Annotated in this window: 24 protein-coding genes; 13 read left to right on the forward strand and 11 right to left on the reverse strand. The window is 55.6% G+C overall.

All coding sequences use genetic code 11. The annotated features are described in order from the left end of the window. The first annotated feature begins 164 nt into the window (after positions 1 to 164). The 6 genes from IE156_RS09565 (at position 165) to pyrF (ending at position 6452) form a co-directional block, all read left to right on the forward strand. The gene (locus IE156_RS09565; protein WP_189392316.1) at positions 165 to 1310 is read left to right on the forward strand and encodes a GGDEF domain-containing protein; all 1146 of its coding nucleotides are present in this window, start codon (positions 165 to 167) and stop codon (positions 1308 to 1310) included. A gap of 121 nt (positions 1311 to 1431) precedes the next feature. Further along, complete coding sequence (gene iaaH, locus IE156_RS09570) at positions 1432 to 2859, forward strand: indoleacetamide hydrolase (protein ID WP_189392317.1); 1428 nt, start codon at positions 1432 to 1434, stop codon at positions 2857 to 2859. Between the two features lie 259 nt (positions 2860 to 3118). Then, on the forward strand, positions 3119 to 3406 hold the full coding sequence (locus tag IE156_RS09575) for a co-chaperone GroES (protein ID WP_189392318.1): 288 nt from the start codon (positions 3119 to 3121) through the stop codon (positions 3404 to 3406). A 34-nt stretch (positions 3407 to 3440) separates the two neighbouring features. Continuing rightward, a complete protein-coding gene (groL, locus tag IE156_RS09580; RefSeq protein ID WP_189392319.1) occupies positions 3441 to 5087 on the forward strand; it encodes a chaperonin GroEL in 1647 nt (548 codons plus the stop codon). A gap of 154 nt (positions 5088 to 5241) precedes the next feature. Further along, a complete protein-coding gene (locus IE156_RS09585) occupies positions 5242 to 5625 on the forward strand; it encodes a diacylglycerol kinase (protein WP_189392320.1) in 384 nt (127 codons plus the stop codon). Positions 5626 to 5630: 5 nt separating this feature from the next. Beyond that, positions 5631 to 6452, forward strand: a complete 822-nt coding sequence (pyrF, locus tag IE156_RS09590) for an orotidine-5'-phosphate decarboxylase (protein WP_189392321.1) — start codon at positions 5631 to 5633, stop codon at positions 6450 to 6452. Positions 6453 to 6663: 211 nt separating this feature from the next. Here the strand turns inward: pyrF and IE156_RS09595 are convergent, their stop codons facing one another. Together IE156_RS09595 and IE156_RS09600 are read right to left on the reverse strand one after the other, a co-directional pair. After that, the gene (locus tag IE156_RS09595) at positions 6664 to 7917 is read right to left on the reverse strand and encodes a CaiB/BaiF CoA transferase family protein (protein ID WP_229841197.1); all 1254 of its coding nucleotides are present in this window, start codon (positions 7915 to 7917) and stop codon (positions 6664 to 6666) included. A 25-nt stretch (positions 7918 to 7942) separates the two neighbouring features. Then, a complete protein-coding gene (locus IE156_RS09600) occupies positions 7943 to 8929 on the reverse strand; it encodes a Bug family tripartite tricarboxylate transporter substrate binding protein (RefSeq protein ID WP_189392323.1) in 987 nt (328 codons plus the stop codon). A gap of 150 nt (positions 8930 to 9079) precedes the next feature. On the opposite strand from IE156_RS09600, the gene IE156_RS09605 reads away from it, so the two are divergent. Then, positions 9080 to 9880 carry an IclR family transcriptional regulator domain-containing protein gene (locus IE156_RS09605; protein WP_189392324.1) on the forward strand — a complete coding sequence of 267 codons (801 nt, stop codon included), beginning with the start codon at positions 9080 to 9082 and terminating at the stop codon, positions 9878 to 9880. A 10-nt stretch (positions 9881 to 9890) separates the two neighbouring features. On the opposite strand, the gene IE156_RS09610 is transcribed toward IE156_RS09605, so the two are convergent. The 6 genes from IE156_RS09610 to ribBA are packed head-to-tail and all read right to left on the reverse strand — an operon-like array spanning position 9891 to position 14066. Continuing rightward, the gene (locus IE156_RS09610; protein WP_189392325.1) at positions 9891 to 10397 is read right to left on the reverse strand and encodes a CinA family protein; all 507 of its coding nucleotides are present in this window, start codon (positions 10395 to 10397) and stop codon (positions 9891 to 9893) included. Further along, positions 10394 to 10915, reverse strand: coding sequence for a phosphatidylglycerophosphatase A family protein (locus IE156_RS09615; protein WP_189392326.1), 522 nt, complete (start codon positions 10913 to 10915; stop codon positions 10394 to 10396). The genes IE156_RS09610 and IE156_RS09615 overlap by 4 nt, the downstream gene beginning before the upstream one ends. 9 nt (positions 10916 to 10924) lie before the next feature. Next, entirely contained in the window at positions 10925 to 11887 is a 963-nt protein-coding gene (gene thiL, locus IE156_RS09620) for a thiamine-phosphate kinase (RefSeq protein ID WP_189392327.1), read from the reverse strand. A gap of 13 nt (positions 11888 to 11900) precedes the next feature. Then, the gene (gene nusB, locus IE156_RS09625; RefSeq protein WP_189392328.1) at positions 11901 to 12416 is read right to left on the reverse strand and encodes a transcription antitermination factor NusB; all 516 of its coding nucleotides are present in this window, start codon (positions 12414 to 12416) and stop codon (positions 11901 to 11903) included. Then, on the reverse strand, positions 12370 to 12885 hold the full coding sequence (gene ribH, locus IE156_RS09630) for a 6,7-dimethyl-8-ribityllumazine synthase (protein WP_189392329.1): 516 nt from the start codon (positions 12883 to 12885) through the stop codon (positions 12370 to 12372). Before ribH ends, nusB begins: the two co-directional genes overlap by 47 nt. Positions 12886 to 12899: 14 nt before the next feature. Beyond that, the gene (gene ribBA / locus IE156_RS09635; protein ID WP_189392330.1) at positions 12900 to 14066 is read right to left on the reverse strand and encodes a bifunctional 3,4-dihydroxy-2-butanone-4-phosphate synthase/GTP cyclohydrolase II; all 1167 of its coding nucleotides are present in this window, start codon (positions 14064 to 14066) and stop codon (positions 12900 to 12902) included. 115 nt (positions 14067 to 14181) lie between these two features. Here ribBA and IE156_RS09640 point away from each other — a divergent pair, with 115 nt between their 5' ends. Together IE156_RS09640 and IE156_RS09645 are read left to right on the forward strand one after the other, a co-directional pair. Then, complete coding sequence (locus tag IE156_RS09640; RefSeq protein WP_189392331.1) at positions 14182 to 15009, forward strand: IclR family transcriptional regulator; 828 nt, start codon at positions 14182 to 14184, stop codon at positions 15007 to 15009. A gap of 120 nt (positions 15010 to 15129) precedes the next feature. Further along, positions 15130 to 16659, forward strand: coding sequence for a CYTH and CHAD domain-containing protein (locus IE156_RS09645; protein WP_189392332.1), 1530 nt, complete (start codon positions 15130 to 15132; stop codon positions 16657 to 16659). A 62-nt stretch (positions 16660 to 16721) separates the two neighbouring features. Here the strand turns inward: IE156_RS09645 and ftsY are convergent, their stop codons facing one another. Then, entirely contained in the window at positions 16722 to 17807 is a 1086-nt protein-coding gene (gene ftsY, locus IE156_RS09650; RefSeq protein WP_373296524.1) for a signal recognition particle-docking protein FtsY, read from the reverse strand. A 535-nt stretch (positions 17808 to 18342) separates the two neighbouring features. Here ftsY and rsmD point away from each other — a divergent pair. The 3 genes from rsmD to IE156_RS09665 all read left to right on the forward strand — a co-directional run bounded on the left by rsmD (position 18343) and on the right by IE156_RS09665 (position 19842). Beyond that, entirely contained in the window at positions 18343 to 18972 is a 630-nt protein-coding gene (rsmD, locus tag IE156_RS09655) for a 16S rRNA (guanine(966)-N(2))-methyltransferase RsmD (protein WP_189392333.1), read from the forward strand. A 20-nt stretch (positions 18973 to 18992) separates the two neighbouring features. Continuing rightward, a complete protein-coding gene (coaD, locus tag IE156_RS09660) occupies positions 18993 to 19499 on the forward strand; it encodes a pantetheine-phosphate adenylyltransferase (RefSeq protein WP_189392334.1) in 507 nt (168 codons plus the stop codon). A gap of 85 nt (positions 19500 to 19584) precedes the next feature. Further along, complete coding sequence (locus tag IE156_RS09665) at positions 19585 to 19842, forward strand: YfhL family 4Fe-4S dicluster ferredoxin (RefSeq protein WP_189392335.1); 258 nt, start codon at positions 19585 to 19587, stop codon at positions 19840 to 19842. An 87-nt stretch (positions 19843 to 19929) separates the two neighbouring features. On the opposite strand, the gene IE156_RS09670 is transcribed toward IE156_RS09665, so the two are convergent. Continuing rightward, positions 19930 to 20322, reverse strand: a complete 393-nt coding sequence (locus IE156_RS09670; protein ID WP_189392336.1) for an MOSC N-terminal beta barrel domain-containing protein — start codon at positions 20320 to 20322, stop codon at positions 19930 to 19932. Continuing rightward, positions 20319 to 23030 carry an AsmA family protein gene (locus tag IE156_RS09675; protein ID WP_189392337.1) on the reverse strand — a complete coding sequence of 904 codons (2712 nt, stop codon included), beginning with the start codon at positions 23028 to 23030 and terminating at the stop codon, positions 20319 to 20321. Before IE156_RS09675 ends, IE156_RS09670 begins: the two co-directional genes overlap by 4 nt. 273 nt (positions 23031 to 23303) lie before the next feature. Between IE156_RS09675 and IE156_RS09680 the strand changes: the two genes are divergently transcribed. Next, positions 23304 to 24584 carry a bifunctional O-acetylhomoserine aminocarboxypropyltransferase/cysteine synthase gene (locus IE156_RS09680; protein ID WP_189392338.1) on the forward strand — a complete coding sequence of 427 codons (1281 nt, stop codon included), beginning with the start codon at positions 23304 to 23306 and terminating at the stop codon, positions 24582 to 24584. Positions 24585 to 24678: the final 94 nt, after the last annotated feature.

A 24678-nucleotide genomic window follows, 5' to 3' on the forward strand; every position in this document is an offset into this window, starting at 1 on the left:
TGACGAGGTTTCGGGGGCCAGATGGCTCATAAAGTAGATCGAAGCAGCTTCCTTTGTCTGATTAAACTGTTTGTTCTCAATCGACAAACGCTTGTCAGCCACCAATATCGTTACAATTGTTGTAACGCCAAATTTCAACTCTTTTAAATGCACGCGAATACACCGTGTCTTCTCCCAACCAGTATTTCGTTCTGATCGTCCCTGCCTGCGCGGCTTTGCTGGGCGTCGCCATGATTTACTGCTGGAGCCGTCTACGCGATCATCGTTATCTTCTTTGGATTGCTTCGGGCTATATCGCCACGGCGATTCCTATGGGGATTCACAGTTTGATGCCCAATGAGCAGTTGGCTCGTTGGACTTTGCCGCTGTCCTCTATGTATCTGCTGGGTGTCTGGACGATGGCCAATGGGGTGGCTTTGCGTTTTGGCGGCCGAGCACATGCGGCTTGGGCCTGGCCGATTATGCTCATCACGCTGGGTTTGTTGCTTTATTTCTCCCGCGTGGATGATGATCTTTGGTTGCGTTTGCAGATCTTGAATTCGGGTCTTGCTTTGTTGGTGGCCTTACCCGCCAAGTCGATTCTTTATGGTCGTACGCCTACGCTGCCGCTCAAGACCTTGCTGCGGGCGTCTTATCTGACGGTGCTGCTCTATGCGTTTATGCGCGTTGCGATTCTGGCGACGGTGATCCCCAAGGAAGTCCAGCCTGAACTGACACGTTCGGGTTTTTGGCTGCTCATGCTGGCCACGAATATGCTGATCAGTATTTGGCTGGCTTTAGCTATTTTGACCAGCACAGCGATGTCGATTGTGCAGTCGCTGGATCACGAGCGCAGCCGCGACCCCTTAACCCGGCTATTGAATCGTCGAGCGTTTTTCGAGCAGGTTCAAAAGCGGCTGGATCTGTATGGTCACAGTGGCTGGGCAGTGTTGACCTGCGATCTGGATCACTTCAAGCTTGTTAATGACACTTGGGGGCATGCCGCAGGCGATCGGGCCTTGAAGGAGTTTGGTGCTCTACTGGCACGCACGGTTCGGCAAGATGATCTGGCGGCCCGCTTTGGGGGCGAGGAGTTCGTCTTGCTGATACGCAGTGCTAGCCTGCACACAGCTGTGTTGGTAGCGGAGCGCTTGCGCAGCAGTGTCATGAATCTGCATATCCCCGCCACGGCCCATACGCTGACAGCCAGCTTTGGGGTGGTGCAGCTAAGCGGCAATGGCGATATCAATCAAGCGATTGAACAGGCCGACCGGCTTTTGTATGAGGCCAAACATGCTGGCCGCAACCGGGTCGTTTGGAAGGCTTCCTGATCCATTCCGGCAACTTGCTGCTACCCTTACAGACTCTTTTTTCAAGACAGCCCTGTTAGAGGCTGATTGATCGAATTATCACAGTCAAAGTCAGGGGGTACGGATGCCCCAAGGAGACCTTATGTCACTCAATGAGCTTAGCGCCAGCGAACTGCTGGCAGGTCTGGAAAAAAACCAATTCAGTGCCCGCGAAATCGCCGATGACCTGCTTAAACAATCACAAGAAATGGCTCATCTGGGCGGCCTGGCACATTTGAATTCGGAGCTGTTCTACCAGCAGGCGGACCAGTCCGACGCACGCCGCGCTCGTGGCGAAGCCTTGGCGCTGGATGGCGTGCCCCTGGTGCTGAAAGACAATCTGAACACCGTGGACATGCCCACCACATCCAGTACAGGGGCCTTGCAAGGTCGCGTACCGCTGCAAGATGCACAGATTGTCAGTCAGCTACGTCAAGCGGGTGCAGTTTTGCCTGCCAAGGCGGTGATGCATGAACTGGCTTTTGGTATTACGACCAATAACGCCACCACCGGCCCCAGCCGTAACCCCTATGACCCAGACCGCATTCCCGGTGGATCGTCAGGTGGTACTGCGACTGTAGTTGCCGCCCGTCAGTTTCCGGCCGGTTTGGGCACGGACACCGGTGCTTCGGTACGCCTGCCTGCTGCGCTTTGCGGCCTGTATGGTTTTCGCCCCACGGTGGGTCGCTACTCAGGCAAAGGTATTGTGCCCTTGTCCCCTACCCGCGACACTGCTGGCCCCATGACACGTAGCCTGGCTGACATCAGCTTGCTGGACAGCCTGCTCTGCCAAAAAGCGCCTTCTATTATTGCCACCCCTTCTCTGAACGAACTGCGCCTGGGCGTGCCCCGTGACAACTTCTGGAAAGAGTTGGATTCTGGCGTTGCCGAAGTCACTCTGGCTTTTCTGGATGATTTACAAAAAGCCGGTGTCACGCTGGTCGATGTAGACCTGTCCCCGGTTCTAAAAATCAACGCCCGTGTCGGCATGCCGATTGTGCTGTACGAAACCTTGCAGCACCTGCCTTTGTATTTGGCAGAAAACAAGTACGGTATTGGTTTGGATGAACTGATCGCGGGCATTCATAGCCCGGATGTGAAAGAGATTTTCGATGCGATTACCGGCGATTACACCATCAGCCAGGAAGCTTACGAAGAAGCGCTGAACATTGACCGCCCCCTGATGCAACAAGCCTATGCAGACCTGCTACGTCAGTCCAATGTGAGTGGTTTGATCTTCCCGACCAGCCCGCTGACTGCCTGCCCGATTGGCGATGATGAAACCACCCTGATGAACGGCAAGGCAGTGCCTACCTTCAACACCTATATCTCCCGCACCGATGTGGGCTCCAACCTGGGCGCGCCGGGTATCTCCCTGCCTATCGGCCTGTCAGGCGGTTTGCCAGTGGGTATGTTGATTGAAGCGGGTATCGGTGCAGATGATCAGTTGCTGGCTCTGTGCCGGGCGATTGATCCTTTGCTGCCAGCGACGCCTGCACCTGATTTGAGTAAACGTCCTACGGCAGCTTGATCGCAGTAGATCAAGCTTGTAAACCTTGCCCAGGGTGTCAAACCAGAGCGCACACCCTGGGAGCAAAGCGTCAAGCTGACAGGGGCGGACAAGCCGTCTTTCCTCACACCCCAGGACAAATATGTAACAGCTTGCCCTCCCTGCTCTTGAAATTAACAAAGTCGTCCCTATAATTAGCACTCGTAGGGGTTGAGTGCTAAAGCGCCTCGCGCCCCCAATCGGACTCACCACTCAAGTCATATTAAACAGGAGTTTCTCCATGGCACTGCGTCCTTTGAACGATCGTGTGATCGTCAAGCGTCTGGACAACGAACGCACCACCGCTTCCGGTATCGTTATCCCCGAGAGCGCCACTGAAAAGCCCGATCAAGGCGAGATTCTGGCCGTTGGCCCCGGTAAGAAGACCGAGGACGGCAAAATTCTGCCGTTGGATCTGAAAGTCGGCGACAAAGTTCTGTTTGGCAAGTACTCCGGCCAAGCCGTCAAGATTGACGGTGACGAGCTGCTGGTGATCCGCGAAGAAGAAATCTTCGCCGTGATCGAATAAGTACCGCCAACGAAAATTCAATAGGATTCAAACCATGACCGCAAAACAAGTGTATTTCGGCGACGAAGCACGTACCCGCATCGTGCGTGGCGTCAACATTTTGGCTAACGCTGTTAAGACCACCATGGGCCCTAAAGGCCGTAACGTTGTTCTGGACCGCTCTTTCGGCGCTCCTACCGTTACTAAAGACGGTGTGTCCGTTGCCAAAGAAATCGAACTGAAAGACAAGTTTGAAAACATCGGCGCCCAGCTGGTTAAAGAAGTTGCTTCCAAGACTTCCGATAACGCCGGTGACGGTACAACTACCGCTACTGTGCTGGCTCAAGCCATCGTTGAAGAAGGCCTGAAGTTTGTTGCCGCTGGCATCAACCCAATGGACCTGAAGCGCGGTATCGACAAAGCTGTTGTTGTGGTTGTTGACGAACTGCGCAAGCTGTCGCGTCCTTGCACCACCAGCAAAGAAATCGCTCAAGTCGGTTCCATCTCGGCCAACAGCGACCACTCCATTGGTGAGATCATCGCCAATGCCATGGACAAAGTCGGCAAAGAAGGCGTGATCACCGTTGAAGACGGTAAATCGCTGGAAAACGAACTGGACGTGGTTGAAGGTATGCAGTTTGACCGCGGCTACCTGTCCCCTTACTTCATCAACAACTCCGAGAAGCAAGTTGCTGTTCTGGAAGATCCGTTTGTGCTGATTTTCGACAAGAAAATCTCCAACATCCGTGATCTGCTGCCCGTACTGGAGCAAGTTGCTAAGACCAGCCGTCCTTTGCTGATCGTTGCTGAAGACGTGGAAGGCGAAGCCCTGGCTACGCTGGTTGTAAACAACATCCGCGGCATCCTGAAGACTACCGCTGTTAAAGCCCCTGGCTTTGGCGACCGTCGTAAAGCCATGTTGGAAGACATCGCTATCCTGACTGGCGGTACCGTGATTTCCGAAGAAACCGGTATGTCCTTGGAAAAAGCGACTCTGGACGATCTGGGTCAGGCCAAGCGTATTGAAGTGGCTAAAGAAAACACCACGATCATTGACGGCGCTGGCAACGGTTCCGACATCGAAGCTCGCGTGAAACAAATCCGCGTTCAGATCGAAGAGTCCACTTCCGACTACGATCGCGAAAAACTGCAAGAACGCGTGGCCAAACTGGCCGGCGGTGTTGCTGTGATCCGCGTTGGCGCTGCCACCGAAGTCGAAATGAAAGAAAAGAAAGCCCGCGTTGAAGACGCCCTGCACGCTACTCGCGCAGCCGTCGAAGAGGGTATTGTTCCTGGCGGTGGCGTTGCGCTGATTCGCACACGCGCTGCTGTGGCACTGTTGAAGGGTGACAACCCTGATCAGGACGCCGGTATCAAACTGGTTCTGCGTGCTATCGAAGCTCCTTTGCGCACCATCGTCTCCAACGCCGGCGAAGAAGCCAGCGTGGTTGTTAACCAAGTGGCCAGCGGCACCGGCACCTACGGTTACAACGCCGCTACCGGCGAATACGGTGACCTGGTTGAGCAAGGCGTTCTGGATCCTACCAAGGTTACCCGCACCGCCCTGCAAAACGCAGCTTCGATCGCCAGCCTGTTGCTGACTACCGAAGTGGCCGTGTCCGAAATCGTGGACGACAAAGCAGCTCCTGCCATGCCTGACATGGGTGGTATGGGCGGCATGGGTGGTATGGGCGGCTTCTAAGCCACTTATCAGCACCCGATTGGGGCAGGAATTGATCACTTCTGCCCTGATCGTCACGCTTTTAGTACAAAAAACCGGATGGATTTCTCCATCCGGTTTTTTTTCGCCCGAGCAAACCCCTATAATCAGGGCACTTCAATCTGCATACTCCTTCATGTCAGACTCTCCATTCAAAAGCAAAGGCGGCTTGGGCCGCTTGTTCAACGCCCTGCGCTACTCCAGCCAGGGCTTGGCCGCAGCCCTGCGCCATGAAGCGGCCTTTCGCCAGGAACTGGCGTTGGCGCTTATTCTGACGCCGCTGGCTTTCTGGCTGGGACAAGGTCCGCTGGAGATTCTGGTTTTGCTGGCCACACTGGTCTTTGTGCTGGTGGTGGAGCTGTTGAACTCCGCACTGGAGGCGCTGGCTGACAGCATTACCCTGGAGCATCACCCTTTGATCGGGCGCGCCAAGGATCTGGCCAGTGCTGCCGTGCTGCTGTCCCTTATTTTTGCTGGTGCCGTCTGGCTCAGCTTTTTGTATAGCCGTTTACTTTCCTGATTCCCATGACATTCATAGAAAAACTGAACCGTGCCTGGACGGACAACCAATCCATGTTGATGGTGGGTCTGGACCCAGACCCTGCCCGCCTGCCTTTGGAACTGGCCGACAAACCCGGCGCGATTTACGAGTTTTGCAAAGCGATTGTGGACGTCACTGCCGACTACACCTGTGGCATCAAGCCCCAGATTGCTTACTTTGCTGCTCAGGGTGCCGAGGATCAGTTGCAAGACCTATGCGACTACATCCGTAGCCGCTACCCGCAGCTGCCTATCGTGCTGGATGCCAAGCGTGGGGATGTGGGTTCAACGGCTGAGCAATACGCCCGTGAGGCCTTTGAGCGCTATCGCGCCGACGCCGTCACCGTCAGCCCGTACATGGGCTTTGACTCCGTAGAGCCCTACCTGGAATACACGGATAAGGGAGTTATTGTGCTGTGCCGCACGTCCAACCCCGGCGGCTCGGATCTGCAATTTATGGAAATGGCTGACGGCACTCCCTTGTATCTACACGTTGCCAGTCTGGTAGCGGAGAAATGGAACAAGAACGGCCAATGCGCTTTGGTGGTCGGTGCAACCTTCCCAGACGAAATCGGTAAAGTACGTGCCCGCATCGGCGATATGCCTTTGCTGGTGCCAGGTATTGGCGCACAAGGCGGTGATATCGTCGCTACCGTAGCCGCCGGCATGGACTCGCAAGGCAATGGCATGATGATCAATTCATCGCGTGCCATCTTGTACGCCAGCCGTGGCAGTGACTGGCGCGATGCGGCGCAAGCTGCTGCCATTGCTACGCGTAATGCCATCAATGATGCGCGGGACAAGTAAAGCTGAATAAGACTCCCGGCGGTCTGATGATCCAAAAGGCAAGCAGTCATAGACCGCAGTAGTAAGCGATAACGAAAGCGTAAAAACAGAAACACCCCATCGTGTGGATTTATTTCCAAACGATGGGGTGTTTCATTTATTGCTAGCTACCCTGCACCAGGACTTCAGCTGGAACCGGCCCGTTAAGACTCGCTTAGACTTCGCACCTGCCTTAGCTTTGACCCTGACTACGCCATTGCATCAACGCCGGACTATCTGCTCCCAACAAGGTTTCCAGCGCCTCCTCGGTATGCTCACCTAACTGAGGGGGAGCCATGCGATACGACACCGGACTTCCCGAGAATCGCATTGGGCTGGCTGTCATGCTGACTTTCCCTGCCTGACTGTGATCCAGCTCGATACGCATCTTCCTAGCCTGTACTTGGGGATGAGAAAACACCGCATGCAGATCATTGATAGGCCCGGCAGGCACGCCGACTCTGTCCAGTTGCTCCAGCCAATACGCGCTTGGGTGCTTCTGCATCGCAGCGCTTAAAATCTGCTCCAAGGCATCACGATGCTTAACCCGCTGGCTGTTGATACGAAAACGCTCGTCCTCGACAATCTCCGGATGCCCTATCGCCTCGCAATACGCCGCAAACTGACGGTTATTGCCAATCGCGACGATGATGTGACCATCTTCAGTTGGAAACACCTGATACGGCACCAGATTCTGATGCGCGTTACCCGCCCGTTTCGGTGCCTGCCCGCTGACCAGATAGTTCATATTCTGGTTCGCCAGCATGGCAACCTGACAGTCCAGGAGAGCGATGTCGATATGCTGCCCCAAGCCACTGCGTGAACGCTCGAACAAGGCCGCCAGAATGCTGCTGGTGGCGTACATGCCCGTCATCAAGTCGGCAACAGCGACCCCGGCCTTTTGTGGGCCGCCACCGGGTTTGTCATCCCGCTCGCCTGTCAGACTCATCATGCCGCCCATGGCCTGAATCATGAAGTCATAGCCAGGACGCTCGGCGTATGGACCAGTCTGCCCAAAACCGGTAATGGAGCAATAGATCAAACGCGGGTTGATCTTTTTCAGGCTGGCGTAGTCCAGGCCATATTTGGCCAAGCCGCCCACCTTGAAGTTCTCCACCAGAATATCGCATTCACGCGCCATGGCTCGCACCACGTCCGCCCCTTCCTGGCTGGCAATATCCAGGCTGATCGACTGCTTATTGCGGTTGGCTGACAGGTAATAGGCCGCTTCAGCCGTATCTTCCTGCTCGGGCGTCTGCAAAAAAGGCGGCCCCCAGGCACGGGTATCGTCGCCGGTTTCGGGCTTTTCGATCTTGTAGACATTCGCCCCCAGATCAGCCAGATTTTGTGTACACCAAGGGCCAGCCAGAATGCGAGTTAAATCCAGAACCCGGATGCCTTCCAAAGGGGCAGGACGGGTCGCCTGCGGGACGTGCTGATCGCTCACGTTACGGTGCTCCATTCAAAAACGATTAGTCCAGTGTGATATCAGCTTGCTTGATCAGGCTGCCCAGTTTCTGGTCTTCCAGACGCAGGAACTCGGCATATTCAGCGGGAGTCGAGGCCATGATGTCCACACCCTGACGGCGGAACGTCTCAACAAACTCAGCGTTCTGGCTGACGGTTTTCATGGACTGGCTCAAGCGCTCGACAATCTCAGTGGGCGTGCCGCTGCTGACATGAAAGCCAAACCAGGCGGTGACGTTATAGCCCTGGTCCAGACCCAACTCAGCAAAGGTAGGCACCTCTGGCAGCAAGGAAGAACGCTCTGGGCCCGACACAGCCAAAGGACGCACGGTATTAGCGTTGATATGGGTAATCGCGGTGCCCATGCTGTCGAACATGAAGGAGATGTGACCACCCAACAAATCCGTCATAGCAGGCGCACTGCCACGGTAAGGAGCATGAATAACATCGATATCAGCCATAGTGGTGAAAGCCGCTGCCGACAAGTGCGACGAGGAGCCATTACCAAAGGAAGCGTAGGTTAGATCTTCAGGCTTGGCGCGGGCGTGGCTAATCAATTCCTGCCCGGTACTGAACGGGCTTTGCTTCGCGTTCACCACCAAGACGTTCTGCCCTTCTGCGACCAGCGATACCGCCGTCAAATCCTGCTTAGGGTCGTAAGGCAATTTTTTGTAGAGGTGATTGTTGACGACTGCCTGCCCCACTGCCGCCAGCAAGACGGTATAGCCATCGGGAGCAGATTTAGCCACAAAATCCGTAGCAATGATGCCGCTGGCACCCGGCTTGTTTTCCACAATAATGATCTGGCCCAGATCCTTGGACATTTGCTGTGCGACACCGCGTGCAATCACGTCAGTGACACCACCCGGCGTAAAGGGCACAACCAGACGGATAGGTTTTTCCGGGTAGGCCGCTTGCACACCCAGGGAACAAAACACCAAGCCCATACCAGCCAGAAGGGGAGCCACTTTACGGCCTACTACTTTTTTCATGAACTACTCCACTCTTATTTTGTTCGATAATCGAACTTGATTATTAAATTGCTAAGTCTTGTTTTTTTTACAATTTATCATCGATAATTCTTAATAACCCCAGAAGGTTCGGTAATCGAACAAAACCAGACCCTAAGCTATTACTGAGCAATGACGACCAACAAAGACACCCCCCCCCCCGCTGACAGCCACAAAGGTGACCCGGACTATATGCAGTCGCTGGCTCGTGGCTTGCAGGTTATTACCGCTTTCTCAGACCGAAGACGGCCGTTGCGGGCAGCAGAAATTGCCTTGAAAACAGGTTTGGCGCGTGCAGTGGTTCAGCGTTGTCTATACACGCTGCAAGCCTTGGGCTATGCGGAGCAGGAAGGCGCGTTCTGGAAACTTCGTCCAGCGATTTTGCAGCTGGGTCATGCCTATTTTTCTTCCACGTCCATCGTCAGCCTGGCCCAGCCCATACTGGACGATTTAAGTGATCGCGTTGGCGAAACCTGCGCGCTGGCCTTATTGGATGGGGACGAGATTCTGTATCTGGCTCGCGCACAACGGCAACGCGTTCTGACCGTATCGCTGGGGCTGGGCAGCCGCTTGCCTGCACACTGCACGTCGATCGGCCGGATGATGCTGTCCCAACTTCCACCAAGTAGGCTAGATGCCTATCTGGAGTTGGCGCCCTTCAAGATCATGACCCAATACACGGCCCATACTCGCGAGGCCCTGCTGCGCGAGCTGAAACAGGTGCAGGAGAAGGACTATTCCTTGATCAAGGAAGAACTGGAACTGGGTTTGACAGCAATTGGAGTGCCAGTACGCAGTGCCAGCGGACGCGTTGTCGCCGGGATGAGTATCAGCATCAAGGATTGGCAGGATTCAGAAGAGCAACTGATCCAGCGCTGCCTGCCCGAACTACGTTCGAGCGCCAGGCAGCTGGGTTTGATGTTACCGGCCTAGGGCAGGCGAATCAGGCGGGATTGAGCATGGTCAGCGCGCTGGCCAACGCATATTCCACCGCCTGCTGACGAATCTGGGCACGATCGCCAGTAAAGATACGGGCGGCAGCGCGAGTCACAATACCCTCGCCTCGGCGTTGAGCAAAACCAAAACATACCAAACCAACCGGCTTGCCCTGCGTAGCCCCGTCGGGGCCGGCAATGCCAGTCGTAGAAATAGCCAGCTCGGCGTCTGCTGTTGCTTCCAGCGTGCCTGCTGCCATCTCCATGGCGGTTTCCTCGCTGACGGCACCAAAACGGTCCAGCGTGTCCTGGTTCACACCCAGCTCTTGAACCTTGGCCTTATTGCTGTAAGTCACAAAGCCCCGCTCGAACCAGGCGCTGGAACCGGGCAGATCCGTCAAGGCGGCAGCCAAAAGGCCACCGGTACATGATTCGGCGCAAGCCACCATCCAGCCACGATCCCTAAGGGCGCGTCCTAACTCCAGGGCGGCACTACCGTGCTCGTATTCGCTCATGAGAAGACTCCAAAACGTACCAAGACAGCCATTAGCAACAAGGTATAGCCTGCCGCCAGAAGATCATCCCACATGACGCCAAAGCCATTATGCAGACGACGATCAAAATAGCGGATCGGCTGAGGTTTAAGAATATCAAAGAAACGAAACAACACGAATGCGATGCCCTGTGCCAGCCAAGTCTGGGGGATCAACCACAGCACCAGCCAGAAGGCCACCATCTCATCCCAATTCATGCCGCTGTGATCCGACACACCCAAATCGTAGCCAGTGCGGTGGCATGCCCAGCAACCGATGAAAAAGGTGACAGGCAAAAAAATGGCCATTTGGTTGTCAGTCAGCACATGCAGACCCAGTACCCACAAGGCCCAGGCCAGAACCGTTCCCCAGGTGCCAGGCCCCGGACGCAACACGCCGGTACCGCCACCGAAAGCGATCAGACGCCATGGCTTTTTAACCACCCAATCCAGAGTAGGACGTTGAATCGGGTTCAAGGAAGGATCAGGAAATGTGCTCATGACACAGACTCAGCCACCAAAATGATCGAAGCCGCCCTGGGCAGGGGCAGGATGCAGACCCTGTTGATCACGCACATAGACCCCGCTGCCTGTCTGCATGGAGCCGATACGACTTAGCAGAACGCCTTCACGCTGGGCTAGCGCCATGATGGACTCCCGTTGCTGGGGAGCGCCAGTAAAACACAGTTGAAAAACGTCACCACCGACCAGAACTGCTTCGCGTTGCAGATCAGCAGGCAGGCCATCCAAGGATGAATCCACCGGCAAGGCGTCCCACTCCAGGTGGGCAGCACATTGACTGGCTTTGGCGATATGGCCCAAATCTTGAACCAAACCGTCAGACACATCAATAGCGGCATGGGCCAGTCCTGCCAAGGCATGGCCCAGACGATAAGGGGGCCAAGGTTGCTCCAGGGCACCCCGGCTAGCGGCCAAACGCTCGGAATCAGCCGCAAGGCGGCCCTGCAAGAGACGCAAGGCAATATCAGCCGCCCCAAGCGTGCCTGTCAGCCAAATATCATCACCCGGCTTGGCAGCACTGCGTTGCAAAGCCTGCCCTGCCGAAACCTCCCCCAAAACGGTAATGCTGATGACCACGCCCTGTTTACTGCGCGTGGTATCCCCGCCGATCAAAGGGCAATGAGCCTGATCAGCCAGTTGGAACAAACCGTTTGAGAAAGCCTCCAGCCACAAGGGCCGGATTTCAGGTAAGGACAGGGCCAGCAGACAGGCCTTGGGACGTGCGCCCATGGCACCCAGATCCGACAGATTCACTGCCAGCGCCTTATGCCCTAAGAGAAAGGGATCAACGTCAGGGAAAAAATGTTGCCCCTCGATCAAAAGATCCACGCTGCTGGCCAACTGCCAGCCGGGTGTCGGGGTAAAGAGAGCGCAATCATCGCCCACTCCCAAATAACCTTCGGGAGCGGGACGATTGAAATACTGCTGGATAAGACCGAACTCGTTCAGCACGGCACGCCCCGTTTTAGCGGCGGGCCTGCTTGGCAATTTCAGGTGCGCGTACGTCGGCGGCCAGTTTGTCCAGCACACCGTTAACGAATTTAAAACCGTCGGTACCGCCAAAGGACTTGGCCAATTCCACGGCTTCGTTAATGGCAACGCGATAAGGAACTTCTACGTGTTGCACCAGTTCATAACTGCCAATCAGCAAAATGCCGTGTTCGATGGGAGAGAGCTCTTCCAAAGGACGGTCAACATAAGGCAAAAAGCGTTCGCGCAGCGCGGGGGCTTCACGCATTACACCGAACAACAAGGTTTTGAACCAAGCTGCGTCGGCTTCGCCAAACTCTTCGTCACCCCGAATATGGGCGTCGATAGAGGTGGCTTCTTGCAGGCCATCTGCGCCTCGCAACAGCCAGGAGTAGATGCCCTGCAGGGCAAATTCGCGCGAGCGGCGGCGCGCGGATCGTCCGTTGGCCTTGCTGGCCGGGACTTTATTTGTCGTCGTCAAGATCTTCGTCCTCGTAATCTTCGTCCTCATCGTCGAGCTCGGGTTCGAGGACGGCGATAAGATTGCCCAGCTCGACCGCGGTACGGGCGCAATCGCGACCCTTTTCAGCAGCGCGAACTTCGGCTTGTTCATCTGTGTTGGTGGTCAGTACGCCGTTAGCAACAGGAATGCCCGTTGCCAGGGAAACTTGTGTAATGGCCGAGGCGCTTTCGTTGCTGACCACTTCAAAGTGATACGTATCGCCACGAATGACGGCACCCAATGCAATCAGCGCATCGAACTCGCCGGTCTCAGCCATTTGGCCCAGAGTAATACCCAATTCCAAAGCGCCTGGGACGGACAGAACGGTCACATCGCGCTCGTCCACACCCAAAGCTTCCAGCTCTTTCAAGCAGGCTTCCAACTCGGCCAGGCCGATGGACTCGTTGAAACGTGCCCGCACAATACCAATGTGCAGACCTTCCCCGTTCAGGTCAGGGGTAACGATGTAAGGATTCATGTTGGAAGCTCCGCTTAGGATTGGGAATCTGGTTCGCTATGGTAACCCGTCACGGTCAATGCAAACCCGGCCATACTCGGCATTTTACGTGGTCGCGACATCAAACGGGCTTTGCCAACATTGAGGTCACGCAAAATTTGTGCACCAATACCATAGGTGCGCAAATCATTGCGGCTAGGGCGACCGCGTGGAGTCTGTGCCGGGCTGTCTTCGCTCCAAGCCTGAATCTGCTCAAAACTCTGTTCTTCGGAGTTCTGGCAATTCATCAACAAAACGACACCGCTATCGGATTTAGCTACGGTACGCAGTGCGGTAGGCAGGGTCCAGCTATGGCCGACGCTATCTTCGACCAGAACATCCAAGACGGTGGTGGGTTCGTGAACGCGCACCAGAGTTTCGACATCGGGGCTGATTTGGCCATGGACCAGTGCCAGGTGCAAGCCACCGGAGGACAGATCGCGGTAAGCATGGCACTCGAACTCGCCATAAGGAGTCTTGACGGGCTTCTTGTGCAGACGCTCGATCATGGACTCGTGTTCGCTGCGGTACTGGATCAGGTCTGCAATGGTGCCAACCTTGATGCCGTGCTCGCGGGCAAACACCAGCAAATCAGGCAGGCGCGCCATGGAGCCATCGGGATTGAGCACTTCGCAAATGACGGCTGCTGGCGTCAAACCTGCCATCGCGGTCAGGTCGCAACCAGCTTCCGTATGACCGGCACGCACCAACACGCCACCCTTAGCCGCTTTCAGCGGGAAGATGTGGCCGGGCTGCACCAGATCAACCGGGCGTGCATCACGCGCCACTGCCGCTTGCACGGTGCGGGCACGGTCTGCTGCGGAAATACCGGTTTCCACGCCTTCAGCCGCTTCAATGGACACCGTGAAGTTGGTACCAAAACGTGCGCCATTGCGGGTTGCCATCAAAGGCAGATCCAGTTGGCGGCAACGTTCTTCGGTCAGGGTCAGGCAAACCAGCCCGCGACCATGCGTCACCATAAAGTTGATCGCTTCGGCATTCACGAATTCAGCGGCCATGATCAGGTCGCCTTCGTTTTCGCGGTCCTCTTCGTCAACCAGAATAACCATGCGGCCTGCGCGCAGTTCTTCAACAATCTCTGGAACGGGCGCGATCGGACTGGCGCCAAGTTGACCAGCGTCGGATTGAATTTCTTGATTCATCGTGCTCTTTGCTCAGACAGATAATAATTAAGGCTATTTTACGACACCCAGGCCCCGGCGGGCAGCTTCATTAGTCGGTACACTTGAAGACCGTGCCAAACTGCCCCAAACCCCTATGACCGAACCCATTTTGCCTGCTCTGGACGAAAAACGTCGTCGTATCCAATCCATTGAAACGGGTTTTGGCCTGTTGAAAGTACTGGTAGACAGCGGCCAACCCATGATGTTGCGCGATCTGGCGACCCAAGCGGGCATGAGTTCTGCCAAAGCCCATCCCTATCTGGTCAGTTTTACCAATGTAGGACTGGTACAACAGGCGCCGGCAACCGGATTGTACGAACTGGGGCCGTTTGCCTTGCAGATGGGTCTGGTCAGTCTGCAAAGCCAGAACCCGGTCAAAATTGCTCTGCCCTTGGTACAGACTTGGGCTCCACGGATCGGGCATACCTTGGGTTTGGCGGTGCTGGGTTCACATGGGCCCACCATGGTCCATATCAGCGAGGCCAGTTACCCGGTCCACGTGAATATGCGCTGCGGCACGGTAATGTCCATGCTGCACACGGCCACCGGTCACGTATTTGCTGCCTGGCTGCCACCGGAAGTAGCGCGTCACTATATTGAGCGTGAAGCGGGCGACAGTGCCGTCGTCACCAGCATCAGCCCGCTACGCCCCAGTGCGAAAGAACTGGCCACCATGCTGGAGACCATCCGGGCGCAAGGTGTCGCACAAGCACTGGGCAATCCCCTGCCCGGCATTGATGCTTTATCGGTACCCGTTTTTGATCACTCGGGGCAAATCGTGTTGGCTCTGACCAGCCTGGGTCCCAGTACCCTGTTTGATGCCAATATTGACAGCCCCATCCTGGCGCAGCTGCGTCAGTGTGCCAACAGCATCTCGCATCAACTAGGTTGGCGGGAACCGCTAGGCACTCCCCCCTTATAAACGCAGACACGACTGCAAACATTTATGCGGGGTGTCAGCACTTCAAGTTTTGCGTATTTAGATGCAAAATAATCGTTTTATCCGCCCACCTGCTGTGGGCGACATCTCGAGTGCGATGCTGTGCTAGAACAAGAGCTGAAATTTTTTGTGCCCGAGAGTGCCCGTCCCGGTTTATTGACCGCTTTTGACGTTGTGCGCACGGGCAGCATTACCTTAAACGCCATTTACTTTGATACGCCTGAACGCGATTTAGCGCGGGCGGGTATTGCCCTGCGTTTACGCAAGGAAGGCGAACAATGGGTGCAAACCGTCAAGCTGCGCGGCCCCGACACCCTGTCCCGGATTGAAATCAATCACCCACGGCCGGGGCCAGAACTGGATCTGCAACTTTATAAGGACAGTGCCGCCCATGCTGCGCTGGCTCCTTATGCGCAACAGATTCAGGCGCGTTACCAAACCCGGATACAGCGCGAACTGGCGCTGATCAAGCAGGGCCAATCGGAACTGGAGCTAGCCTACGATGTCGGCCATATCGAATCCAATGGCTTGAAACTGCTGGTTAACGAGCTCGAAATTGAGCTAATCAGTGGTGAGAGCATCACCATGTTCGAGGCTGGCCAACGCTGGCTTTACAAGCATGGTCTGATTCTGGAAATGCGCAGCAAGTCTGAGCGAGGTGATGCCCTGGCCAGTCTGGCAGATCGCCGCCGCGCCAAATCCGAGCCCCTGAACCTGACACCCGAGCAAGTCGCGGCCGCTCTGACACGCAAAGCCTACGATCTGCCCAAACCTCATTTTGTAGATACCGAGGATCTGGAGCAGTTCTACAGCTTGAGTGCGACCATGAGCCTGGAACAGGTGATCCGTAACGCCGCCCTGCTGGCAGGCGTGGATGGCATCCGGCCCGACTCCGCTTTGCAGGCTGATTACCTTGCCTTGATGCGAGTTGGTCTGCGGCGTCTACGCTCTTGCCGCAAGCTGTTCAAAATGTGGCTATCGGCTAGCGAAGGCTACGCCAATACACGCCTGACACATTACTTTGGTCTGTTCGGCCAGGCTCGCGACCAAGACCTGGTGCACCTGGAGATCACCCCTTTGCTCTTGCAGGCGGGCATGCCCGGCCCGGCCCCCGAGGCCGCTCCTGCGCATCTTGAGCATGATCCCGTGCAACTGGCCAGTGCCGCCGAATTTCAGTCCTTGCTATTGAGTAATCTGCAAAGCCTGATCTGCGGCCCCACGCTGGAGCTGCAGAACGCACCGCAAGCCGAGCATCTGGTGGAAGCACGCATCAGCCGCTGGTTTCACACCATTCAGCTGCGCAGTCAACGCTTTGCCCAGATCAGCCAGGACAAACAGCATCGCCTGCGCAATCGCATCAAAAGTCTGCGCTACTGCCTGGAGTTTTTGCCCAGCGCGGCCGACAAACAAGGACTGCACAAAGTGCTGCGCGAATGTCAGGCCTTGATTGGCGCCGTTACCGATGTAGACGTGGCGCTGGACTGGTATGCCCAACATGCCGCCAGCCCCGAGCAGGCACAATTTGCGCGTGACTGGTTAAGCCACGCACGCCAAGGCCGTGCCGCCCATGCCCAGCATGCGCTAAATGCCTTGGACCAGCATCAGCCGCAAACTGAACTGCTGCGGCGCTAATAAAAAACTGGCGATACTCAAAGAGTCATCGCCAGTTATGTCACCGCCAAGTGGCGAGTAGATCAGTCGCTCATACCCAAGACGGCCGATGCAAATTCATACGCCACAAAGGCTTGCAGATCCTGCATGCCTTCGCCCACTCCAATCCAATACACCGGAATAGGACGCACGCCTTGTGCACAGGCGGCGACTGCCGCCAATGTGCCACCTTTGGCCGTCCCGTCCAATTTGGTGACAACCAGGCCGGTCAGACCCAAAGCAGCATCAAAAGCACGGATCTGCGAAATGGCGTTTTGGCCGGTATTGCCATCCACTACCAACAAAATCTCGTGCGGGGCTTGTCCATCGGCCTTGCCGATTACGCGCTTGATCTTCTTGAGCTCTTCCATCAGGTGCAACTGAGTCGGCAGGCGACCAGCCGTATCCACCATCACCACGCCCATATCGCGGGCACGGCCAGCATGTACAGCGTCAAACGCTACCGCAGCAGGATCACCACCATCTTGGGCAATGACACTGACGTTATTGCGTGTGCCCCATTCAATTAATTGCTCGCGGGCAGCTGCCCGGAAGGTGTCGCCCGCCGCCAGCAGCACTTTGGCGCCCTGCTCCTGGAAGGTATGGGCCAACTTACCGATAGACGTGGTTTTACCCGCGCCGTTCACACCGGCAATCATGACGACCAATGGTTTAGCACTATCCAGTGGGAAAGATTTTTCCAAGGGCTTCAAATGATCCGTCAGGATGTCACGCAGGATTTGTTTGACTTGGGTCGCATCCGCCACCTTCTCTTTGCGTACACGGGCTCGCAAAGCAGTGATCAGTTTCTCAGTCGCTTCCACACCGGCGTCCGCCATCAACAAGGCATCTTCCAACTCTTCAAACAGCGCTTCATCAACCTTGGCACCCACAAACAGGCTGCTCAGGCTTTGACCCGTGCGTGACAAACCTTGCTTCAGGCGGGACATCCAGGAGGTCTTGGTGACCACGGGAGCCAGGGCTTCCGGCTCGGGAGTCCTTACGGGTTCGGATTCGGGCTGAGACTCAGGAACCGGGGCAGGAACTGGTTCTGGTTCTGGTTCTGGTTCTGGCGTCGGAACAATCTCTGGTTCCGGCGCAGGGACCACATCAGGCGCAGGTGTTGGCACCACTTCGGGCTCAGGTACCGGAACGAACTCAGGATTAGGAGCAGGTATCGATTCCGGCACCGGTGCAATCTCAGGCACCGGAACAGGACTAACTTCTGGCACTGGCGCAATCTCAGGCACAGGAGTGACTTCCGGCACCGGTACGATAGTCGGGGCAGGCTCGCGCACGGGTACGACTTCAGGCGTTGTAGCGGGCTCCGACACGGGCTGAACGTCTGGCACAGGCACACTGGCAGGCGCAGGCGTTGGCACCTCTAGCGGCACGGGCGTAGACTCGGAAGCAGCCCGACCTTCAGCCTGGCTGTCAGCTTGGGCTGCCGGTGGCGACGCCGATGTGCTCTGCTCGTGCGATACAGCGGGGGGAATAGCTGCCAGATCGGTCTGAGACTCGGACTCGACAGGAGAAAGCGGCTCAGTCAGCTCCGTTTGAGTGACTTGTGGCTCTGGCTTGGCCTTCTTTCTTTTAAAAAAACTGAACATACGATTTACACTAGAAAATTCTGTTGAATGACCACATTATCCGATCAAAGCGCTAATGAGAAAACAAGCTGTCCGTATTGTAGGTGGTGATTACCGCCGCACACCGATTTCGGTAGTCGATGCACCCGGTCTGCGGCCCACCCCGGATCGTGTGCGCGAAACTCTGTTTAACTGGCTTAACCACTTCTGGTACGGGCAGTTCAGCGATAAAAATGTGCTGGATCTGTTTGCCGGCAGTGGTGCCCTGGGCTTTGAAGCGGCCTCGCGCGGTGTGGCCTTTGTACAAATGGTGGAGCAGCACGGCCCAGCCGTTGCCAATTTGCGCGCCCTGCGTACCAAGCTCAAGGCCGAGCACATCCGTATTCATGCCGGTGACGCCCTCCATATTCTGGAACGCAGCCAGATGCGCTACGATCTGGTCTTTATAGACCCGCCCTTTGCGCGCGACTGGATGGACCGTATCTGGCCCCTGTTACCCAATGTACTGGCACCGGACGCACTGGTTTACATTGAGTCCGAAACCCCTATACAAGCACCGGATCAATACGGGATACTACGACAGGATAAGGCCGGGCAGGTACATTATCATTTGTTGCGATTTGCTGCGATGCAAAAAACAGTCAATAATGCCGAATTTTCCGGGACGCCTGCACCGCTCACCCCGGACTCCGACCTGCCAACTTGAACCCCTTACGCGGATGCACCATGATCACAGCTGTTTACCCCGGCACCTTCGACCCCCTGACCCGAGGCCATGAAGACTTGGTCAGGCGAGCCGCCAACCTTTTCGATCACGTTGTGGTCGGTGTGGCCTCCAGCCAGAACAAACGTCCTTTCTTTACGGTCGAGGAGCGCGTTGAGATCGCCTCCGAAGTGCTCAGCCACTACCCGAATGTGGAAGTGAAGAGTTTTTCCGGCCTGCTCAAAGACTTTGTGCGCGAACAAAATGGACGCGTCATCGTACGTGGCCTGCGCGCCGTGTCCGACTTTGAATATGAATTCCAGATGGCTGGCATGAACCGCCACCTGCTACCCGAAGTCGAGACCATGTTCATGACTCCTTCGGACCAATACCAGTTCATCTCCGGCACCATCGTGCGTGAAATTGCCATTTTGGGAGGTGATGTAGGCAAATTTGTGTTCCCATCCGTGGAACGCTGGCTACAAACCAAGGCCAAAGAGCGCAGCCAACAGACGGCTTCAGCCACCTGAACTCGCCCTGCTCGGCGGTCCGTACTACACTGTAGGGTGACCGTCTGGTCAAATCCAAGGACCACGCTTATCAGGACACTACGCTATGGCACTGCACATTACAGAAGAATGCATTAACTGCGACGTTTGTGAGCCGCAGTGCCCTAACCTGGCTATCTACATGGGTGAGGAGATCTATGAGATCAATCCCAACCTGTGTACTGAATGTGTCGGCCACTTTGACGAGCCGCAGTGCGTAGTGGTGTGCCCGGTCGAATGTATCGAGATTCACCCCCAGCACCAGGAAGACCAGGACACCTTGATGGCGCGCTATCATCGGCTGCAATCCGAGCCTACGACATAATAAAAAAGCGCAATTAATGCGCTTCAGCAGGATGATTTAACAGGTGTTGTGCCGCATTATTGCCCTTTGGCCTTGCACCAAAGTCCGCTAGCGTGGCACACGCTTTAGCAAACGCAGCGCTTGGCCCACATAGCGGCTGAACCATTCAGCGGGCAAATCTCCTTCGTCTACCAACTGCACGGCCTGCCCATCTTCCTGCCAGGCAGAAAAAGAATCGGGATCGTCCTCGATGACGTCCGCCTCTATATCCAGGCGCAACATGCCCGGCGCACGCAATACCAACTGACCGAAGCGCAGCTCTATGCTCAGCTCCGCCAAGGCTGGCAGCGCATCCGCCGCCAGGACTTGGCCCTGATCATTACCCAGTACCCAACGCCCTGTACAAGCCAGCGCTTTGCTGTCGCTCAAGGCTGGGCCACCTAGCAAGAGATGAACCGTCTGTTCAGCCTGCGGCAGGCTCAGGCCTGAAGTGGTATTCATGGCTTGAACCACTGTTTCATGGCCTCACCCACCGTCTGCGGGACTTTAACACCCAGTTCACTCTTGATGATTTGCTCAACCTCGGACTTAACAGAGGGTTTGGCTTCTGTGGCCTGTTGGCTCAACAAATCCAGCAAACCATCTTGCAACGCTTTTTTGATCGAGGTGCTGGCGATTTCCTTCCACTGAATCTGGTAGGACAGATCTGCCCAAGGTCCAGAGATATGGATAGGAATCAGCACATTGCGCAGATCCTGGAAGGATTTACGTTCTTCAACGGCCAGATTGTTCTGGTTCAAGCGCGCCTGCAAGGTGATGTCAGCCTGCTGGGCCACCAGATCCAGCCTGGAGCCTTTAGCCGTTGTGACCGTCAGAATCGGAGTCGTGGCTCGGAAGTTACGGAAACTACCCTGCCCTTTCTTGATATCCAGGCTGCCTTGTACACGGTTCAATACCGTGCGGCGCTGGGGGTCGGACTGAGGCAATAACAAAGGAATCTGGCCGCTGAATGCATTGCGTACGGCTTCATTGATATCGCGCACGCTCTGATCCAGATCGACACTGCGCCAGCTGCCATCGTGCAAATCGACGGTCAAACCGCCATCCAGGGCGTTCAGGCGTTCTTCCTGTGTGGCACCTTGTGTCTTCAGATTCAAGTCCACATTGCCCTTACCAGCCAGGTAGTCATTGCCAAACGCGTCCAACAAGAGTGAGCCGACCTGCATTTTCTGCAGCTTCAAACCCAGCTCAAAGCGCTTGCCAGGTTCAATCTTGGCCTTGGCCTGGAGCTGACCTTCATAAGCATTTGCATTGAACTGCAACAGATTAATCAGCTGACCTTGATTCTGTACCTGAGCCTTGACCTGCTCCAGCACCATACCCAGGCTGCGCAGTTTTTCAATCTCAAAGCGCAGATCAACACTGAGCGCATCCAGCCAAGCGTAGGAGGACTCCTCACTGACGGGTTCCTCAGCCGTTGTGGCAGCATCAGCCTGCTGTGCCTGGGGCTGTTCGGCTTGTTCGCTACCGTCTGCTGCTGGCTCCTGCTCTTGCTCGGCAGCCGCTTCCGGCGCTTCGGCCTCAGGGACGGGCTCTGAAGTCGTCACAACTTCAGGAGCGGTTACCCAGAAAATGGATCGCAGCTCGTCCAGATCCAGCTTGTCAGCCTTCAATACGGCCGCCAGCAAAGGACCTTTGCCCTTATCTTGCAGCGTCACATCCAAACTGCCCTGAGCCTGTTCAGTACTGCTGCTCAATTGCGCGCTGTATTCCTGTTTACCTTTGTTCAAATCAGCCTGACCGGTGACAGGCATTTCAAAGCGACTACCGGCATCCGCTTCGTCCTCGACCCGCACATTAGCCTGAATATCGGGCAAGCGCAGCCATTCGTTCGAGGGCTGCCACTGCAAAGGCGAGGCAGCCTTCAATTGCGCCACACGACTACCTTGCTTGATCGCCCCTTCCAACTTGGCCTGTTCAAACAGTAGTTCCTGACTGTTACCGGACAAACCCTGCAGTGTCAGGCCCAGACCCAGAACCTTAGGACCGCTGACTTTCAAGCTGGCAACCACAGGTGCACCTTCCGCCTCGGCTGGTGAGACTTGAATACGGGGCACATCCAAGGCCAGATCCAGATTCTGATCTTCATTTTTGCCGCGGATACGCAGAGCCAGTTTCTCGAAAGAAACCAGATCACTGACACTGTCGATCTGCATTTTGGGCGTGTTCAACGAGGCATTCAGATCGCTGACCGGATAGGCACCCGACCACTGGCCTTGCAACTGCATGTCCAGATTGGTGGCGTTGAACTGACGCTGCGCGGACTTGTAGCCGACATTACCTTTAACCGTCAGGCTTTGCGCCGTGAGTTCATCCAGATCACCCACAAAGCTCAAACTCAGTTTTTGCGCGCCGTACGATTTGGAAGCCGGGTCCAGGCTTAGTTGTCCTTGTCCTTCCAGCACCCCATCTGCAGCAGGATAATCGCCCGACAAGCGACTCTTGAAAGCCACGTCAAAGGGCTGACCAAAGGTCATGCGGCCAGTATTGACCTCCAGCTGCAACAAACGGCCAATCATATTGCTGCGTTTGCTGAAGTAATGGATCTCGCCACCCTTCAGGCTCAGGCCGGCAATATCAATCTGGAAATCTGTCTCGCTACCGGAGCGCTTGGCAATTAATTCTGGGACGGGCAAGGATTCAGGCAGCAGAACAGGCTCGGCAGGCTTGTCTTGGGGGGCCTCGGCTGCGTGGGCAGCGGGCAGCAGGGACACACCAGAACGGGCAACTGGCTGAGGACCAGCGGGCGGAGTTTGCAGCAAGTCATCAAAATTGAGCTTGCCGTGTTCATCGCGCACAATCCAGGCCTTGAAGCCCGTGACGGCCACATGATCAACTACCAGTCGGTTATTGATCAAAGGCCACAGGGCCACTGCAAAACGGGCGCTTTCCAAGGAAGCGAAAGGATCTTCCGAATTACGGTCGGACAGGGACAGCCCCTGCACGGACAAGCCGATGCGGGGAAATAAAGAAAGTTCAATATCACCGTCAATCTTGAGCGTACGTTGATACTTTTGCTGGACGATGTCAGCCAGCTTCTGCTTGTACGAATTGGGATTGAAGGTCAGCAGGAAAATTGCCCCGCCAACCACTGTGACAATAGCCAAAACGACGAGGCTGAATAAGCCCCGCTTAAACCATACTTTCATGTAAGCCTCTAGGACCTCGGGGAAGGATGCAACACGCCATCTGCCCGGATACGAAATGCTAACCCATGTAGGGCCATTGCGAAGTAACGAAAATAAGAAATATCCACCTGCTATTTAAAAAGCAAAGCCGGGTGTCGGGAATAGACCATTATTACCAAAAGAAATAAAGGCATAGTTTTAAAGTCTGCACCCTTAGATGCATTTCCCCACATACAAGGGTTATGCTTGCTCTGTCTTATATAAGCCACTTGATAATCAATTCCAGAATTAACCATGAAACTAGAGACTCTTGCTATTCATGCTGGCTATCAGCCAGATCCGACTACAAAAGCCGTTGCTGTTCCGATTTATCAGACCACTTCCTTCGCTTTCGACAACACGCAACACGGCGCGGATCTGTTTGACCTGAAGGTAGCCGGCAATATTTACACCCGCATCATGAACCCCACCAATGCCGTGCTCGAAGAGCGTGTTGCGGCTCTGGAAGGCGGGATCGGCGGGTTGGCAGTAGCCTCTGGTATGGCGGCCATCACGTATGCTATCCAAACGATTGCCGAGGTCGGCGACAACATTGTTTCCGTCAGTAAACTGTATGGCGGAACGTATAACCTGTTCGCCCACTCTTTCCCGCGTCAAGGCATTACTGTCCGGTTTGCTCAGCCCAACGACATTGAAGCGCTGGAAGCCCTGATCGACGATCGCACCCGCGCTGTTTTCTGCGAAACCATCGGCAACCCCGCTGGCAATATCGTGGATATTCGTGCTTTGGCCGATGCGGCTCACCGTCATGGCGTGCCTCTGATCGTAGACAATACGGTGGCCTCCCCCGCCCTGTGCCGTCCTTTCGAGCACGGCGCCGACATCGTGGTGCATTCGCTGACCAAATACATGGGCGGCCACGGCACCACAATTGCTGGCATGGTGGTCGATTCCGGTAAATTCCCCTGGGCCGAGCACAAAGAGCGCTTCGCCATCCTGAATACACCAGACCCTTCCTACCACGGCGTGGTCTACACCGAAGCCTTCGGTGCTGCCGCCTTTATCGGTCGCTGCCGCGTTGCTCCATTGCGCAATACCGGCGCCGCCCTGGCTCCTTTGAGCGCCTTCCAGATCCTGCAAGGCATCGAAACTCTGCCACTGCGCATGGAACGCCACACGGAAAACGCCCTGAAAGTGGCCGAGTACCTGAACAAGCACCCGCAAGTATCCTGGGTTAAATACGCAGGTCTGAGCGATCACCCTGATCACGAATTGGCCAAACGTTACATGGGTGGCAAGCCTGCTGCCATCCTGTCCTTTGGTATCAAAGGTGGTATCGCAGCCGGTACGCGCTTTATCGATGCACTGAACCTGATTCTGCGTCTGGTCAATATTGGTGATGCCAAGTCTCTGGCTTGCCACCCTGCCAGCACCACGCACCGTCAACTGAACGCTGAAGAGCTGGAGGCGGTGGGTGTAAGCGAAGACATGGTGCGTCTGTCCATTGGTCTGGAACACATCGACGACATCCTGGCTGATCTGGAACAAGCACTGCAAGCGGCTGAGCGCGGCTAAGACAGAAAAACCTGTACAGGCGGAATTGCTGTACAGGTTTTAGCCTGCATCAAGCAAGCAAAAGGCCTGAAACCGGTATGCACCGGTTTCAGGC

The organism is Alcaligenes pakistanensis, from assembly GCF_014652815.1.
In the GTDB taxonomy this organism is placed as follows: Bacteria; Pseudomonadota; Gammaproteobacteria; order Burkholderiales; family Burkholderiaceae_B; genus Alcaligenes; species Alcaligenes pakistanensis.